The organism is Massilia sp. S19_KUP03_FR1 (genome assembly GCF_036688685.1).
Classification (GTDB): Bacteria; Pseudomonadota; Gammaproteobacteria; order Burkholderiales; family Burkholderiaceae_D; genus JALYUM01.
Genome location: NZ_JAQQPS010000005.1, coordinates 178,055 through 193,464, shown reverse-complemented (window position 1 = coordinate 193,464; position 15,410 = coordinate 178,055). Strand labels below are relative to the sequence as shown.

The following is a 15,410-nucleotide window of genomic DNA, read 5'->3' as shown; positions in this document are numbered from 1 at the left end:
TAATGCGCAGTTAATGCTGGTTCGGCAAGCTGTTCAGGTGGCGCAAGCGCATGTGGCGGGCGGCGATGCGGATCTCGAGCAGGAACAGCACAAAGCTGCTGATCAGCGCCAGCATGGCCACCACGAAAAACAGCGCAATGTACCGGTCCAGCTTGAGGTTCAGGGTGTCGCCGATGAACAGCATCGCAATGACCAGGCAGATCAACAAGCCGCACGCGGTGCTGCAGGTGATCGCATAATTGATCAGGTGCGAGCGCTTGTACATCTCGGATAGTTCCTGTGTATAGCGGTCGTTGTTGGCCACCAGCAGGCGGTCTTCCAGCACTCGGGTACGGTCGATGATGCGCGCCAGGCGATTGATCAGCACGGACAGCTTGGTCGCCACGCCGGTCAACAGGAAAACCGGGGCGATGGCCAGCTGAATGATGTGGCCGATATCGCTCACTTGAATGTTCATAGGCAGTGATGTCGTTGTTGTGTCGCTAGTGTAGCAGTCGGGGTCGTTCAATCAAAACTGCGCGTGCGCTTGAATTGTTCGGTAGCGCGCACCAGTGCCGCGGCGATGCCGGCCTCGAGGGCGCCGTGGCCGGCATCGGGGACCATGTCGAGGTGCGAACCGGGCCAGGCCTGATGCAGGCGCCAGGCCGACAACGGCGGGCAGATCACGTCGTAGCGGCCCTGCACGATCACGGCCGGCAAGTGGGCGATGCGCCCCACATTGCGTACCAGCTGGTCTTCGGACAAAAATGCGCCATTGGCCATGTAGTGCGATTCGAGGCGGCCTACGCCCAGGTCGAGCGTATCGGACGACTTCTCTTCCGGCTGCGGCAGCAGGAACACGCGCCGCCCTTCGAAGCGGCTCCACGCGCGCGCGGCCGGCCAGTAGACGGCCGGGTCGTCGCACAACAGGCGGCGCGCGTACGCGTTTAACAGATCAGCGCGCTCGGCCATGGGGATGGGCGCGATGAAATCGGCGTACAGCTCAGGGTAAAACCAGCGCACGCCGTGCAGGAAAAAGTCGATCTCGGCCTGCGTGCACAGAAAAATCCCGCGCAGCACGAAGCCGAGGCAGCGCTGCGGATGCGCTTCACCGTAGGCCAGCGCCAGCGTCGAGCCCCACGAGCCGCCGAAGATCAGCCACTGGTCGATGGCGAATTTGACGCGCAGGCGCTCGATGTCCTCGATCAGCAAATCGGTCGTGTTGTCGCGCCACTCACCCAGCGGCGTCGATTTGCCGGCGCCGCGCTGGTCGAACAGGATGATGCGATACGCCTGCGAATCGAAAAAGCGCCGGTGCTGGGGCGACAAGCCGGCGCCCGGGCCGCCATGCAGAAACAGCACCGGGATGCCGTTCGGATTGCCGACTTCCTCCCAATACAGGGTATGGCGTCCATCGACTTTCAGCATCCCGTGACGGATGGGGAGGATGGGCGGGAACAAGCAGAGCGGGCTGGCTGGCATGGTGCTTCTTTCAGAGATCATGCTGCTGATTGTAGCGTACCGGTACGGTCAGTTGCAGCCAGAAGAATGTGCGACAGCGCGGCGCCTGTAGCGCGCCCAGCCATCAAAAAATGTCGTAAGCTCCCAGCCTTGCCATCGTCTTTACATTGCTCACCATCGGGAGAACACATGAAAATCACGGTCAATACCACGGTCGCGGCGCCGATGGACGCGGTCTGGCGTGCCTACACCTCGCCTGACGACATCAAACAATGGAATGCGGCGTCACCCGACTGGCACACCACTGCGGCCACCGTCGACCTGCGTGAAGGCGGCGCCTTCTCGTCGCGCATGGAAGCGAAGGATGGCAGCATCGGTTTCGACTTCGCCGGCACCTATACGCGCGTGATCCCCAACGAGCGCATCGATTACGCGTTCGGCGACCGGCAGGCCCACATCACCTTTGCCGCCATGCCGGACGGCATTGATGTGACGGTGTCGTTCGATGCCGAGCAGACCCATTCGGAACAGCAGCAACGTGTAGGCTGGCAGGCAATCCTGGACAATTTCAAAGGCTACGTCGAAGGGCAGCGCCGCAGCGCCACCTGACAAGCCGGACGCTCCGCAGGCACGGCAACACCCGGCGCTCAGCCTTCTTGCGCTACCCGGAAATGAGCCTGCGTGCCGATTCAAACGTGGCAGGATGGGCGGCGGCACATGCGTTCCGCTCTGCCGCAATACGCGCAACATTGTCCAGCTCGCTTGCCTGGTCAAGTTTGAACCCGAAAGCGGCTTGCTGGAGGGCTGGTCCCTGCGCTGACATGACACGTGCCAGGACGATATCGCCAAGTTGCTTCTTGAAATGGCCGCCCTCCCAATACCACTTGGTTGACGCGCCGGCGTCGCCAGCGTCGGGAACGGCCTCGCAGTTGTAAGCGCCAAAGCCGCTGAAATCGAACAGGGCAATCTTTGCATCAGGATGATCGCGCTGTGCCTTCGCGACGACCGCCACCACCACGTGCTTCCATGCTTCGAACTGCGGCCACAGCCCGGCAGCCTCAAACAACGCGAGGATTTGTGCGTGGTAGGGATAAATGACCAGTTTGACGTCGGCACGCATGGCCGTGGCCGTTGCCAGAAGTGCCTGCAAGCGCTTCACATCGGCAGGATTGAGCGCCGTCGTCGATTTACGCTGAAACGCACGCGCGTTTTCCTGGGCGCGCTGCGCGAAAATTTTCGCGTAGCCGTCGTTGCGCACATAGGCACGATACTCCTTCAGGGGATTGAACCCATCCGGATCGATCGTGGCCGCTTCCTCATCATGCTGGATGCGCAGGGTACGCAAGGCCTCCTTCACCGAGGCGAGCGAAAACAAGGCGTCAAACTGCCAGAATACGGGGCCGGACGGCACCGCCGCGGGCGCCGGCTCCGGTAATGCCGACACGACGGGCGGCGCCGTCGCACTGGGGAGGAAATCGAGAAACTCGACACCGATGATCACTGTTTTCGGTTCGATGCCTGCGGCCTGCAATTGCGCCAGCTGGCGAACCGAGGTGCCAATCCCGGTGCCGGCGATGGCAAGGTTGTAGCCCTGTCCGCCCACGGCCTGGAAAGCACTGGCTTTGGGGTCGAGGCCAATCTCCGCACGCGAATTTCCCAGGATGACGAAATTGGGACGCGCCTGCACGGCACGCACTTGTTTGATCTGTTCCTGGTAACGATTCAACGCTGGCTTGACCGTGCTGAAGCGGCCCGGTCCGACCACGCCATACAAGCCATATGGGTCGACCGCGATGACCAGCGTGGTCACGGCGGCGCAGCCACACAGGAGCACTAGCGCAGATCGCGCCAGGAAGCGTGCAAAATCAGGAGAGGAATCGCTCACGCTGGCCTTCATTCTAGAATTGGAAATACAGGAAATCGGCCGGGCGATTCAAGGCCAGCAGGCTCGCCAGCGCCAGCACACCTAGCGCGACCGCCCACTTGCGCGTCGGCGCCCAGACCAGCGCGCGACCGAGACGGCCAGACAGATTGCCGGCGCCAGGGACGAAGTCAAGTGCAGGCTCGTATCGGCGCACAATTTCCTGCGTGTTGGGAAACAGAAACGCGATCAAGGCTGCGAACGCGATCCAGCCCCACGCCTCGATGAACACAGAACCACCGCCCAGGTAACTGGACACACCCATGCGTGCCAACAGTGGTTGGACCGCGTGCAAGCCATGCATGACCGAATCAGGGAGGGCGACACCAAAACCGCCGTGCATGCCGCGCAGAATCGTCAATGCTGTGGCCATGTCCTGCGCGCGGAAAAACACCCAGGCGATGCAAACGGCGATAAACGTGAGCAGGGTTGCAATGACTTTCCATGGCTTTGCATCGACGGGCAGGTGCAGCGCCTTCGCCGCATTGGCCCACACCTGGTGGATGGAAAGGTACAAGCCATGCAGGAAACCCCATACGACAAAATTCCAGCCTGCCCCGTGCCACAGTCCGCCCAGCACCATTGTCGCCATCAGGTTGGCATAACGGCGCCCCGGGCCATGGCGATTTCCGCCCAGCGGAATATATAAGTAGTCGCGTAGGAAACGCGACAGCGTCATATGCCATTTGCGCCAGAACTGGGCGATGTTTTGCGACTTGTACGGCGAGTCGAAATTGAGTGGCAGCTTTACACCGAACATGCGCGACAGGCCGATCGCCATGTCGGAATAGCCGGAGAAGTCGAAATACAGCTGGAAGGTATAGGCCAGCACGCCGCTCCAGGCAAGCAGCAGCGAGGGCGCATCCGGATGTTCGAACAAGGGCGACGCATAAGGCGCGATATTGTCTGCAATAAGTACCTTTTTTGCCAGACCGATGCAGAAAATCGTGGCACCGACTGCCATTTCGCGCGCCGAAAAACGATAGATACGCCGGTCGGCGAACTGCGGCATCATCTCCTTGTGGTGCAGCACCGGCCCGGCGATCAAATGGGGGAAATACGTGACGAACAGGAGGTAATAGACAAAGCGGCTTTCGACGACCTTGCCCTGATAGGTATCGACCAAAAAGGCGATTTGGGTGAACGTGAAAAACGATATGCCGATCGGCAAGACGATCTGCAGAAGAATGCGGGGACTGCCGGTCAATTCACTGAAACTGGCTGCAAAAAAGCCCGCATATTTGTAATACACCAGCAAGGCGAGGTTGGCGCCAATTGCGCAGGCCAGCAGCAGCTTCGCGCGCGGATGACGCCTTGGCCGCAGATGCATCGCGCACCAGTAGTTGAAGGTAATCGACGCCAACAGCAGCGGCAGGTATCGAACATCCCACCAGCCATAAAAAAACAGTGACGCCGCGGCCAGCCAGCCAGCGGCAAACAGCTGGCTACGTCGTCCGATCAGGAAAAATCCGAGCGCAGTGATTGGCAAAAACGCCAACAAAAATACATATGAATTAAATAACATCCAGAGGCCCTGAAATGCGCCCGGATGGCGCGGACAAAGCCGCCACTTCAGGACATGGGTATAAGCGCAAAGACTTGCACAATCGCCATTATTTTACGGGGAAAATATTCTTGCGAACGTCTCGTGTCCAAAGAAAGGGATGTTTATGGCACAAATGCAACACTATTGCCTTTTTGCCATTGCAAGGCACTGAGTCAGGCCGGCAGCAGGCAAAAAAACACCCCTGCGAGAGGGGTGGTTCCAGATGCCGCCAGCAGTATGCGGCTGACCAATTTTATTTACGACATGTGCTGACCGCCATTGATGGCGATATTTGCGCCGGTGACGAAGGCGGCTTCGTCGGACGACAGGTAAGCCACCAGGCCTGCGACTTCTTCCGGCTTGCCCAGTCGCGCCATGGGAATTTGCGGAATGATTTTGCTTTCCAATACGTCGGTTGGAATCTCCATCACCATCTTGGTGCCGATGTAACCTGGCGAAATGGTGTTCACGGTGACACCCTTGCGGGCCACTTCCAGCGCCAGCGCCTTGGTGAAACCGTGCATGCCGGCTTTGGCGGCGGAGTAATTGGTTTGGCCGAAGGCGCCCTTCTGGCCATTGACGGAGGAGATGTTGATGATCCGGCCCCAGCCGCGCTCGACCATGCCGTCGCACACCGGCTTGGTCATGTTGAACACCGAGTCGAGGTTGGTGCCCATCACGGCGTCCCAGCTGACTTTATCCATCTTTTTGAAGGTCATGTCACGCGTGATGCCGGCGTTGTTCACCAGCACGTCCACCGGACCGACTTCCTGCTCGATTTTGGTGACGCATGCTTGCGCTGAATCGTAATCGGACACATCGCATTCATAGGCCTTGAAGTCAAAGCCCATGTCCTTGGTGGAAGCCAGCCAGCCATCGACCTTCTTGTTGCCAGGCGAATAGGTCGTCACGACCCGGTAACCCAACGCTGCCAGTTTGATACAAACTGCCTCACCCAATCCGCCCATCCCGCCGGTAACCAATGCAACTCTGGCCATTGTCATCTCCCCTTTTTATGTGATTTCCTTGTTGCTGCTCGCCCTGCTCGAATCAGTCGCGCTCGACCGCCAGCGCTACGCCCATGCCGCCGCCAATGCACAGGCTGGCCAAGCCACGCTTGGCATCGCGCCGCACCATTTCATGCAGCAAGGTCACCAGCACGCGCGCGCCAGATGCGCCGATCGGGTGGCCCAGCGCAATGGCGCCGCCATTCACGTTGATCTTGCTGGTATCCCAGCCCATTTCCTTGTTGACGGCGAGCGCTTGTGCGGCAAACGCTTCGTTAATTTCCATCAGGTCGACGTCTTCATGCGTCCAGCCGGCTTTTTGCAGGCACAGGCGCGTAGCGGACACCGGGCCCATGCCCATGATGGCCGGGTCCAGGCCCGACGATGCATAGGCCTTGATGCGCGCCAGCGGTTTCAAGCCGAGTTCCTTGGCTTTCGAGGCGGACATCATGATGACGGCGGCGGCGCCGTCGTTCAGGCCCGATGCATTGCCGGCGGTGACGCTGCCTTCCTTATTGAACGCCGGACGCAAGCTGGCCAGCGCTTCGAGCGTGCTGCCGTGTTTCGGATATTCGTCGGTATCGAACACGACAGTGCCCTTCTTCGACGGAATTTCCAGCGGAATGATTTCGTCCTTGAACTTGCCTTCTTTATGGGCAGCTTCGGCTTTCTGTTGCGAGTGCAGTGCGAATTCGTCCTGCGCCGCGCGCGAAATGTCGAATTTCCTGGCAACGTTTTCGGCGGTGACACCCATGTGGTACTGGTTATACACATCCCACAGGCCGTCGACGATCATGGTGTCGACCAGCTTGGCGTCGCCCATGCGGAAACCGTCGCGCGAACCATTGAGCACGTGCGGTGATGCGCTCATGTTTTCCATGCCGCCGGCGACGATGATGTCGGCATCGCCGCATTTGATGGCTTGCGCGGCCAGATGGGTGGCTTTCAGGCCGCTGCCGCAGACTTTGCCGACAGTGAAGGCCGGGACCATGTCCGGCAAGCCGGCCTTGATGACAGCCTGGCGCGCCGGATTCTGGCCGTTGCCGGCAGTGAGGACTTGCCCCATGATGACTTCATTGATGCTGGCCGGATCGAGGCCGATTTGCGCGAGCAGGTTCTTGATGACATGCGCGCCAAGGTCTGCTGCGGGAATTTTTGACAGGGTGCCACCAAATTTGCCAACGGCCGTGCGGCCGGCGGCGACGATTACGACATCTTCCATGTGTATCTCCAAAATCCTGGCCTGGCCAGGGGGTTGCGCTGCACGCGTCCACGCGGCCCGCTGCATGGGACCGCAAGGGATGAATCATAGGTTTCAGCGTCAATGCGCGTTTGATCAAAATCAATCTTATCAGCTTATCCAGTGAAATCAACTGCCCGGATTCTGATTTAATCTGACCCTTGTTACGGCTCAATTATCCAATGGCAAATCTCATTCGTTGCCTATGAGAATGACTCTTAAAACCGTTGCCCTTTGGACTAAATTTCAAAGTAGAATGCACGGCTAACGCCAATCAAAACCGCTTCATGATCAAAAGCCCTCCTCTGCCCATCGAAATCAAGATTTCCACGGTGGTCGCCATTTCGGCGATCCTGCATTCTGCCGACCCGCTGGCGATCGATGCCGCGCTGCGGCAAATGACGGGAGGCAGCTCCGACTTCTTCGACGACGACTTCGCCGTGATCGACATCAGCGCCATCGCCGGCGACGTCGGGTCGATCGACTGGCGTGCACTGGTCGATCTGCTGCGGCGCTACCGCCTCAATGCTGTGGCCGTGCGCGGTGCGCCGGCAACGCTGGTCGACACCATCCGCGCGCATGGCCTGGCACTGGACGATGGCTCGAGCGGCGTGCGCCCCCCATCCGAACCGGCGCCTGTCGTGGTAGTCGCGGCACCCGCCCCCGTGCCGGCGCCCGCCCCGGCGGCGGCGCCCGTTGCCGCGCCCGCACCGTTGGCGACCATGGTCGTCGACACCCCGGTCCGCGCCGGTCAGCGTATTTACGCGCGCGGCTGCGATTTGATCGTGACGGCCACCGTGAACAATGGCGCCGAAGTCATCGCCGACGGCAGCATCCACATTTACGCCGCGCTGCACGGGCGCGCGCTGGCCGGCGCCTCGGGCGACCCGAGCGCGCGCATTTTTGCGCTGACGATGGCGCCGGAACTGGTCTCGATTGCCGGCGTGTACCGCACCTTCGACGAAGGCTTCCCCGCTGACCTCGCACGCCAGCCGAACCAGGTACGCCTGGTTGGCGACCGAATCGATATACTCCCGCTCACCCCGGCGCCTCGCGCCTGAAGCGCCAGCTAATGTAAAGGACTTAATTTTGGCACGAATTATTGTTGTAACGTCCGGCAAGGGCGGCGTGGGCAAGACCACCTCGAGCGCCAGTTTTTCCACGGGCCTGGCCCAGCGCGGCCACAAGACCGCCGTGCTCGACTTTGACGTCGGCCTGCGCAATCTCGACCTGATCATGGGTTGCGAACGGCGTGTGGTGTATGACCTGATCAACGTCATCAACGGTGAAGCATCGCTGAACCAGGCACTGATCAAGGACAAACACTGCGACAACCTGTTTATTCTGCCGGCCTCGCAGACGCGCGATAAGGACGCCCTGTCGGAAGAAGGCGTCGAGCGCGTGCTCAACGACCTGATCAACATGGGTTTCGAATACATCATCTGCGATTCGCCGGCCGGTATCGAGCATGGCGCGCTGATGGCGCTGACGTTTGCCGACGAAGCGATCATCGTGACCAACCCGGAAGTGTCGTCGGTGCGCGATTCAGACCGCATCCTGGGCATCATCCAGGCCAAGTCGCGCCGCGCCCAGACCGGCGCCGAGCCGGTCAAGGAGCACTTGCTGATTACCCGTTACTCGCCGAAACGGGTCGAGAACGACGAAATGCTGTCGTACCAGGACGTGCAGGAAATTCTGCGCATTCCGCTGATCGGCATCATTCCGGAATCGGAATCGGTGCTGCACGCATCGAACCAGGGCAACCCGGCCATCCACTTCAAGGGCACGGATGTCGCTGAAGCCTACGAAGACGTGGTCTCACGTTTCCTGGGCGAAGAACTGCCGCTGCGCTTTACCAGCTATGAAAAGCCAGGATTGTTCCAGCGTATTTTCGGAGCGAAGTGATATGGCCCTGCTCTCATTCCTGTTCCCGCCCAAGCCGAAAAGCGCCACGGCTGCCAAGGAGCGCTTGCAGATCATTATCGCGCGCGAGCGCACCAACCGCAGCGGGCCGGACTTCCTGCCGGCCCTGCACCGCGAGTTGATCGAAGTGATCTCCAAGTACACCAAGGTGAACGCCGACGACATCAAGATTTCGCTGGACCGCCAGGGCAACCTGGAAGTCCTCGACGTCAACGTGGTGTTGCCGGACGCCTAAACAGGCGCAGTCTCAAGCGGCGCGCACCTGGCGTGCCACTTTTGCGCAGGCTTCGACATGCTGGTAGCCCATCTGGCGAAACAGCACGAAGCCGATGGCCGCAGCTGCCACCGAACCTGCAATGGGCACAATTTTCGTGGCTGACTTGGCCGCGATTTTCGCGCCCGAACGTTTCAGTATTTGCATGACCAGTTCGCGCGTCACCAGTTTCCCCACCAACATGCCGCTGAGGCTGCCGATGGCCTGGTAAGCGATGATCTTGAAGCGCGGCTGCAGGCGCTCGATCTGGGCCGGCGTCAGGCCAAAGGCCAGATTCACCTCTTCGACCACATTTGCAAACATGGTCAAATCGGACACCAGGTCGACCCCGGGAATGGGCAACGCCGCCATGCCGGCCGAGCGCAGCGCCTTGCTGCGCACCATCTTGCGACATTGTTCGCGCACGCGTTCGAGTTCCAATTCGTTGATCGGCACCAGTGCAGCGTCCTTGGAAAGCTTGATTTTTGTTGGCATAAGATCACAAACAGATGAGGGGAAAGAAAGCGATTGAGTTTGCTGCGGCTTCAGTGTAGCGTCGAAGTCCACATTGCCATTTTCAGTAGAAACTGTTGTTAATGTGTGTCTTTTTTTACTATAGACAAGTTCAAATTTGTAAAAACTCTGATATATTCGATGTCACCTTGTAGGACTAATCCTACATGCAACTTTTGACGTCGCTGCCATCATGAGAATAGCTGTACTCGATAATGACCCCGCCCAGGCCGAGACGATCTGCCAGGTGCTGAGCGCTGCCAGCCATCACTGTCAATTTTTCGACAACGCCCGCGATTTACTGTCACAAATCCGCAAGGACAGCACCGACATGCTGATCCTCGACTGGCACAGCGTCGAGCTGGGCGGTGTCGAAGTCATGCGCCGCGCCCGCGAAAAGCTCGCCGCCAACACGCCCATCATGTTCCTTGCGAATAGCTCGGCCGAAGACGATATCGTCGATGGCATCGGTGCCGGCGCCGACGATTACCTCGTCAAGCCCTTGCGCCGCGGCGAACTGGTGGCGCGCGTGCAAGCCCTGCTGCGGCGCGCGTATCCTTCCCAGCACGGCGCGGAGCAATTGCAGTTCGGGCCGTATATCTTCGAGACCCGCCCGGGACGCTTGCTGATGAATGGGTCCGTCATCGACGTCACCCATAAAGAGTTTTATCTGGCGCTGCTGTTTTTCCGCAATCTCGGGCGCCCGCTGTCGCGTGCCTACATTCACGAAACGGTCTGGGTGCGCGATACCGAATTGCCGTCCCGGACCATGGACACCCACGTCTCGCGCGTACGCAACAAGCTCGGTTTGCGGCCGGAGAACGGTTTCAGGCTGGTGCCGGTGTACAGCTACGGCTATCGGCTGGAGCAGATGGGGGCGTGAAAGGGACCTGAGAAATACCCCAGCCGCCAACGGGGGTATAATCACCTCCTGCCTTGATTTTAATCATCCGAAATGCAACTGCTCGCCGTCGGCCTGAACCACACCACCGCTCCTGTCTCGCTCCGCGAGCAGCTGGCGCTCGCGCCTGAGCAACTGGGGCAGGCGGTGCAGGCAGCACGTGGCTGGTTCGCGCGCATCGACCCGCACCCCGGCGCCCACGTGGATGAGGCGGCGATCCTGTCGACCTGCAACCGCACGGAGCTGTATGCGGCCAGCGCGGCCCCCAATTCGCTCGACGCCTCCGCCCACTTCCTGGCCGACTACCACCGTCTGAACGTGGCCGACCTGCGGCCCCACTTATATATGCTGCCGCAGGACGACGCCGTACGCCACGCCTTCCGGGTCGCCTCCGGGCTCGACTCGATGGTGCTGGGCGAACCGCAGATCCTGGGCCAGATGAAAGACGCCGTGCGCCTGGCCGATGCCGCCGGCGGCCTGGGCACCTATCTGCACCAGCTGTTCCAGCGCAGCTTTGCCGTCGCCAAGGAAGTGCGCAGCACCACCGAAATTGGCGCGCACAGCGTGTCGATGGCTGCCGCCTCGGTGCGCCTGTCGCAGCGCATCTTCGACAGCATCGCCGATCAGCACGTGCTGTTCATCGGCGCCGGCGAAATGATTGAATTGTGTGCCACCCACTTCGCCGCGCAAAACCCGCGCTCGATCACGATCGCCAACCGCACCATGGACCGCGGCGAGTCGCTCGCCACGCGTTTCAATGGTCAAGCCATCCGCCTGGCCGACCTGCCCGAGCGCCTGGCCCAGTTCGACATCGTCATCTCCAGCACTGCGTCCACCCTGCCCTTGATCGGCAAGGGCCTGGTGGAGCGGGCCATCAAGGCGCGCCGCCACAAGCCAATGTTCATGGTCGACCTGGCCGTGCCACGCGATATCGAGCCGGAAGTGGCGCGCCTGGATGACGTGTTCCTCTACACCGTCGACGATCTCGCCCAGGTGGTGCAGACCGGCCGCGAAGGCCGTCAGGCTGCCGTGGCGCAGGCCGAATCGATTATCGAAACGCGCGTGCAGTCGTTCATGCACTGGGTGGGCGACCGCGCCGTGGTGCCGGTGATCCGCGATTTGCACGAATCGAGCGAAGCCATGCGCCTGACCGAACTCGAGCGCGCCCGGCGTTTATTGGCGCGCGGCGACGACATCGATACGGTTCTCGAAGCCTTGTCCAAAGGTTTGACGGCCAAATTCCTGCACGGCCCGCAGCAAGCGCTGCATTCGGCCCAGGGCGACGAGCGCGCCCGCCTGGCGGCCCTGCTGCCGCAGCTGTTCCGCAACCGCCGTTAGCGCCCCTTTTACCTGCTTTGTCCGTGCGTTGGCAGCAAATGCCTGGCACGTCGTTCCCCCTTTACCTGAGCACCCCCTATGAAACCATCGATGCTGGCCAAGCTGGATCAACTGGCCAACCGCCTTGTCGAAGTCGACGAACTGCTGCAGAGCGAAGAAGCGACCAGCAATATGGACAACTACCGCAAGATGACGCGCGAACGTGCCGACATCGAGCCGCTGGTCGTCCTGTACCAACAGTTCCAGGGCGCGCAGGGCGATATCGACGAAGCGCAGGCGATGCTGCTTGAGCCGGACATGAAGGCCTTCGCGCAGGAAGAGATCGAAGCTGGCAAGGGGCGCATGGCGCAGCTGGAAAGGGACTTGCAGACCATGCTGCTGCCAAAAGACGCCAACGACGAACGCAATATTTTCCTCGAGATCCGCGCCGGCACCGGCGGCGACGAATCGGCCTTGTTTGCCGGCGACCTGCTGCGCATGTACACCCGCTTCGCCGAGCGCAATCGCTGGCAGGTGGAGATGGTGTCGGAGTCGGCGTCGGACCTGGGCGGCTACCGCGAAGTGATCGTGCGCCTGGTCGGCAACGGCGTGTACTCGAAACTGAAATTCGAATCGGGCGGGCACCGCGTGCAGCGCGTGCCGGCCACCGAAACCCAGGGCCGTATCCACACCTCGGCCTGCACGGTGGCGGTGATGCCGGAAGCCGACGACGTGGAAGACGTCAACATCAACCCGGCCGACCTGCGCATCGATACCTACCGCGCGTCCGGCGCCGGTGGACAGCACATCAACAAGACCGATTCGGCGGTCCGGATCACGCACTTGCCCACGGGGATCGTGGTCGAATGCCAGGATGACCGCAGCCAGCACAAAAACAAGGCCCAGGCGTTAAAAGTGCTGGCGGCGCGGATCAAGGACGTGCAACTGCGCGAGCAGCAATCGAAAGAAGCGGCGACACGCAAAAGCCTGATCGGCTCGGGCGACCGCAGCGAACGTATTCGTACCTACAACTTCCCGCAGGGTCGATTGACCGATCACCGCATCAATCTGACGCTGTATAAACTGGACTTCATCATGGATGGCGATTTACTGGAACTGACCAATGCGCTGGCGGCGGAACACCAGGCAGAACTGCTGGCAGCGCTGGGGGATTGAGTTGTGCGAAAATCACCCCCACGTTTTCAGGAAAATGGTATGAATAATTTGCGCAGTTTGATCACTCACTAAAAACCATGACCAACACCCGCCCCGCCCTGCTCACTATCGCTTTTACCGCCCTCGCGCTGGTCGGCGCCGCCCTGTACCTGCAGCACGTCAAGGACATGCTTCCGTGCCCCCTGTGCGTGCTGCAGCGCTACGCCTTCCTCGGCATCGCCCTCTTCAGCCTGGTTGGCGCGTTCACCAAAAAGCCCGTGATCGGCACCACGCTGGCCTTGCTGTCCGGCCTGGGCGGCCTGGGCGTGGTTGGCAAGCATTTATATGTGATCGCCAACCCGGGGTTTTCGTGCGGGATCGATCCGCTCACCACAACCCTGAATAAAATCCCGTCTGCGACCATGCTGCCATGGCTGTTCAAGGCCGACGGCTGGTGTGAAGCGACCACCGACACGGTGCTGGGCCTGTCGGTGCCGCAGTGGTCGGCCATCTGGTTCGTCGCGCTGACACTGGCGCTGGCGTGGCTGTTGCTGCGCCGCCGCGCACGATGATGATTGTTGCCGGCGCCACCGTGAAAGCGCTGCAGGCCGCGCTCCCGCTGGCCGCGCTGGAAAACCGCATCCTGCTGTGCCATGCACTGGGCCTGAACCGCGTCGGCCTGATCACGCAATCGGAGCGCGAGATCGGTGTCGACGAAGCCGCTGCCCTGAACAACCTGATCGCACGGCGCCAGCGTGGCGAGCCAATTGCCTATATCGTCGGCAAACGTGAATTCTTCGGCCTCGATTTCGCCGTTAACGATGCGGTGTTGATTCCGCGCCCCGACACTGAACTGATTGTCGAACTGGCCATCGAACGGCTGCCGCAGGCAGGCCGCGCGCTCGACATGGGTACCGGCAGCGGCGCCATCGCCGTGGCGCTGGCCCACAGCCGCCCTGACGCGCAGGTCACCGCACTGGACGTCAGTAGCGCCGCACTTGAGGTGGCGCGCGCCAACGCCGCCAGCAACGGCGCCACCGTGCGTTTTCTAGAGAGCGACTGGTTCGCGGCGCTGGGAACCGAACGCTTCGACCTGATCGCCTCGAACCCGCCCTATATCGCGTCCGGCGACGCCCATCTGGCGCAGGGCGACCTGCGCTTTGAACCGGTGAACGCACTGACCGACCACGCCGACGGCCTGGCGGCGCTGCGCACCATCATCGACAACGCAGAACAACACCTCCATCCCACCGCCTGGCTGCTGCTCGAACACGGCTATGACCAGGCCGCCGCAGTGCGCGCTCTCCTCGTCCATAACGGCTACAGCGACGTGCAAAGCTGGCGCGACCTGGCCGGCATCGAGCGCGTCTCGGGCGGCCGCCTCTCTACGAAAACACCATGAAAATCATCCTCAAAAGTAAAAGCGATATCGCCAAGATGCGCGTCTCCGGCCGCCTCGCCGCCGACGTCCTCGAAATGATCCAGGAACACGTCGTGCCCGGCGTGACCACCGAAGAACTCGACCGCCTCTGCAACGAATACATCCGCAAGGTACAAAAGGCCACGCCGGCTAACGTGGGCTACCACGGCTTTCCGAAGACGCTGTGCACCTCGACCAATTCAGTGGTCTGTCACGGCATCCCGACGACGAAAGAAGTGTTGAAGGATGGCGACATCGTCAACATCGACGTCACCGTCATCAAGGATGGCTGGCATGGCGACACCAGCCGCATGTACTACGTCGGCACGCCGTCGCCAGAAGCGAAGCGCCTGGTCGACGTCACCTTCGACGCCATGATGGCCGGTATCCACGCCGTGGGCCCGGGCGCACGCCTGGGCGACGTCGGCCACGCGATCCAGACCGTGGCGGAAAAAGCCGGCTTTTCGATTGTCGAAGAATACTGCGGCCACGGCATTGGCCGGATCTACCACGAAGACTTGCAGGTGCTGCACTACGGCACCCCGAACACCGGCCTGCTGCTCAAGGAAGGCATGACGTTCACCATCGAGCCGATGGTCAATGCCGGTAAAAGCGACGTGAAACTGCTGGCCGATGGCTGGACCGTGCTGACGGCCGACGGTTCGCTGTCGGCCCAGTGGGAACACATGCTGGCCGTGACCAGCAATGGCGTGGAAATCCTGACGCCCTGGCCAGCCAATCGTTAAAGCAAAAGTGTTGGTAAGTCATCGTCCT

General features: G+C 60.9%; 17 protein-coding genes. 10 read left to right on the top strand and 7 right to left on the bottom strand.

Features of this window, described 5'->3' with window-relative positions; genetic code table 11:
- Positions 1 to 10: 10 nt before the first annotated feature.
- Both V6M87_RS07455 and pip read right to left on the bottom strand, forming a co-directional pair.
- A complete protein-coding gene (locus tag V6M87_RS07455; RefSeq protein WP_332875967.1) occupies positions 11 to 457 on the bottom strand; it encodes a DUF2721 domain-containing protein in 447 nt (148 codons plus the stop codon).
- Between the two features lie 47 nt (positions 458 to 504).
- The gene (gene pip / locus V6M87_RS07450) at positions 505 to 1,461 is read right to left on the bottom strand and encodes a prolyl aminopeptidase (RefSeq protein WP_332875966.1); all 957 of its coding nucleotides are present in this window, start codon (positions 1,459 to 1,461) and stop codon (positions 505 to 507) included.
- A 168-nt stretch (positions 1,462 to 1,629) separates the two neighbouring features.
- Between pip and V6M87_RS07445 the strand changes: the two genes are divergently transcribed.
- Positions 1,630 to 2,049: an SRPBCC family protein gene (locus tag V6M87_RS07445; protein ID WP_332875965.1), complete on the top strand. Its 420-nt coding sequence runs from the start codon at positions 1,630 to 1,632 to the stop codon at positions 2,047 to 2,049.
- Positions 2,050 to 2,101: 52 nt separating this feature from the next.
- Here the strand turns inward: V6M87_RS07445 and V6M87_RS07440 are convergent, their stop codons facing one another.
- From V6M87_RS07440 to V6M87_RS07425, 4 genes are all read right to left on the bottom strand, one after another.
- Positions 2,102 to 3,325: a hypothetical protein gene (locus V6M87_RS07440; RefSeq protein WP_332875964.1), complete on the bottom strand. Its 1,224-nt coding sequence runs from the start codon at positions 3,323 to 3,325 to the stop codon at positions 2,102 to 2,104.
- Between the two features lie 13 nt (positions 3,326 to 3,338).
- Positions 3,339 to 4,886, bottom strand: a complete 1,548-nt coding sequence (locus tag V6M87_RS07435) for an MBOAT family O-acyltransferase (protein WP_442920560.1) — start codon at positions 4,884 to 4,886, stop codon at positions 3,339 to 3,341.
- A 278-nt stretch (positions 4,887 to 5,164) separates the two neighbouring features.
- Positions 5,165 to 5,905, bottom strand: coding sequence for an acetoacetyl-CoA reductase (gene phbB / locus V6M87_RS07430; protein ID WP_332875962.1), 741 nt, complete (start codon positions 5,903 to 5,905; stop codon positions 5,165 to 5,167).
- Between the two features lie 52 nt (positions 5,906 to 5,957).
- Positions 5,958 to 7,136: an acetyl-CoA C-acetyltransferase gene (locus V6M87_RS07425; RefSeq protein WP_332875961.1), complete on the bottom strand. Its 1,179-nt coding sequence runs from the start codon at positions 7,134 to 7,136 to the stop codon at positions 5,958 to 5,960.
- 305 nt (positions 7,137 to 7,441) lie between these two features.
- On the opposite strand from V6M87_RS07425, the gene minC reads away from it, so the two are divergent.
- From minC to minE, 3 genes are read left to right on the top strand one after another with little or no spacing between them, the layout of a single operon-like run.
- Positions 7,442 to 8,215, top strand: coding sequence for a septum site-determining protein MinC (gene minC / locus V6M87_RS07420; RefSeq protein WP_332875960.1), 774 nt, complete (start codon positions 7,442 to 7,444; stop codon positions 8,213 to 8,215).
- 28 nt (positions 8,216 to 8,243) lie between these two features.
- Entirely contained in the window at positions 8,244 to 9,059 is an 816-nt protein-coding gene (gene minD / locus V6M87_RS07415) for a septum site-determining protein MinD (protein WP_332875959.1), read from the top strand.
- Position 9,060: 1 nt separating this feature from the next.
- Positions 9,061 to 9,312 carry a cell division topological specificity factor MinE gene (minE, locus tag V6M87_RS07410; RefSeq protein WP_332875958.1) on the top strand — a complete coding sequence of 84 codons (252 nt, stop codon included), beginning with the start codon at positions 9,061 to 9,063 and terminating at the stop codon, positions 9,310 to 9,312.
- A gap of 12 nt (positions 9,313 to 9,324) precedes the next feature.
- On the opposite strand, the gene V6M87_RS07405 is transcribed toward minE, so the two are convergent.
- The gene (locus V6M87_RS07405) at positions 9,325 to 9,825 is read right to left on the bottom strand and encodes a hypothetical protein (RefSeq protein WP_332875957.1); all 501 of its coding nucleotides are present in this window, start codon (positions 9,823 to 9,825) and stop codon (positions 9,325 to 9,327) included.
- A 211-nt stretch (positions 9,826 to 10,036) separates the two neighbouring features.
- On the opposite strand from V6M87_RS07405, the gene V6M87_RS07400 reads away from it, so the two are divergent.
- The 6 genes from V6M87_RS07400 to map all read left to right on the top strand — a co-directional run bounded on the left by V6M87_RS07400 (position 10,037) and on the right by map (position 15,382).
- Positions 10,037 to 10,726, top strand: coding sequence for a response regulator transcription factor (locus V6M87_RS07400; protein ID WP_332875956.1), 690 nt, complete (start codon positions 10,037 to 10,039; stop codon positions 10,724 to 10,726).
- Between the two features lie 72 nt (positions 10,727 to 10,798).
- The gene (hemA, locus tag V6M87_RS07395; RefSeq protein ID WP_332875955.1) at positions 10,799 to 12,082 is read left to right on the top strand and encodes a glutamyl-tRNA reductase; all 1,284 of its coding nucleotides are present in this window, start codon (positions 10,799 to 10,801) and stop codon (positions 12,080 to 12,082) included.
- A 78-nt stretch (positions 12,083 to 12,160) separates the two neighbouring features.
- Positions 12,161 to 13,237 carry a peptide chain release factor 1 gene (prfA, locus tag V6M87_RS07390; RefSeq protein WP_332875954.1) on the top strand — a complete coding sequence of 359 codons (1,077 nt, stop codon included), beginning with the start codon at positions 12,161 to 12,163 and terminating at the stop codon, positions 13,235 to 13,237.
- 77 nt (positions 13,238 to 13,314) lie between these two features.
- Entirely contained in the window at positions 13,315 to 13,788 is a 474-nt protein-coding gene (locus V6M87_RS07385) for a disulfide bond formation protein B (RefSeq protein WP_332875953.1), read from the top strand.
- A complete protein-coding gene (prmC, locus tag V6M87_RS07380) occupies positions 13,788 to 14,618 on the top strand; it encodes a peptide chain release factor N(5)-glutamine methyltransferase (protein ID WP_332876071.1) in 831 nt (276 codons plus the stop codon). The genes V6M87_RS07385 and prmC overlap by 1 nt, the downstream gene beginning before the upstream one ends.
- Complete coding sequence (gene map / locus V6M87_RS07375; protein WP_332875952.1) at positions 14,615 to 15,382, top strand: type I methionyl aminopeptidase; 768 nt, start codon at positions 14,615 to 14,617, stop codon at positions 15,380 to 15,382. Before prmC ends, map begins: the two co-directional genes overlap by 4 nt.
- The last annotated feature ends 28 nt before the right edge of the window (positions 15,383 to 15,410 follow it).

Bases quoted from the DNA above. Each gene is read 5' to 3' on its own strand.
- V6M87_RS07455 (WP_332875967.1), bottom strand. From the start codon at position 457: ATGAACATTCAAGTGAGCGATATCGGCCACATCATTCAGCTGGCCATC.
- pip (WP_332875966.1), bottom strand. From the start codon at position 1,461: ATGCCAGCCAGCCCGCTCTGCTTGTTCCCGCCCATCCTCCCCATCCGT.
- V6M87_RS07445 (WP_332875965.1), top strand. From the start codon at position 1,630: ATGAAAATCACGGTCAATACCACGGTCGCGGCGCCGATGGACGCGGTC.
- V6M87_RS07435 (WP_442920560.1), bottom strand. From the start codon at position 4,886: ATGTTATTTAATTCATATGTATTTTTGTTGGCGTTTTTGCCAATCACT.
- phbB (WP_332875962.1), bottom strand. From the start codon at position 5,905: ATGGCCAGAGTTGCATTGGTTACCGGCGGGATGGGCGGATTGGGTGAG.
- V6M87_RS07425 (WP_332875961.1), bottom strand. From the start codon at position 7,136: ATGGAAGATGTCGTAATCGTCGCCGCCGGCCGCACGGCCGTTGGCAAA.
- minC (WP_332875960.1), top strand. From the start codon at position 7,442: ATGATCAAAAGCCCTCCTCTGCCCATCGAAATCAAGATTTCCACGGTG.
- minE (WP_332875958.1), top strand. From the start codon at position 9,061: ATGGCCCTGCTCTCATTCCTGTTCCCGCCCAAGCCGAAAAGCGCCACG.
- V6M87_RS07405 (WP_332875957.1), bottom strand. From the start codon at position 9,825: ATGCCAACAAAAATCAAGCTTTCCAAGGACGCTGCACTGGTGCCGATC.
- V6M87_RS07400 (WP_332875956.1), top strand. From the start codon at position 10,037: ATGAGAATAGCTGTACTCGATAATGACCCCGCCCAGGCCGAGACGATC.
- hemA (WP_332875955.1), top strand. From the start codon at position 10,799: ATGCAACTGCTCGCCGTCGGCCTGAACCACACCACCGCTCCTGTCTCG.
- prfA (WP_332875954.1), top strand. From the start codon at position 12,161: ATGAAACCATCGATGCTGGCCAAGCTGGATCAACTGGCCAACCGCCTT.
- V6M87_RS07385 (WP_332875953.1), top strand. From the start codon at position 13,315: ATGACCAACACCCGCCCCGCCCTGCTCACTATCGCTTTTACCGCCCTC.
- prmC (WP_332876071.1), top strand. From the start codon at position 13,788: ATGATTGTTGCCGGCGCCACCGTGAAAGCGCTGCAGGCCGCGCTCCCG.
- map (WP_332875952.1), top strand. From the start codon at position 14,615: ATGAAAATCATCCTCAAAAGTAAAAGCGATATCGCCAAGATGCGCGTC.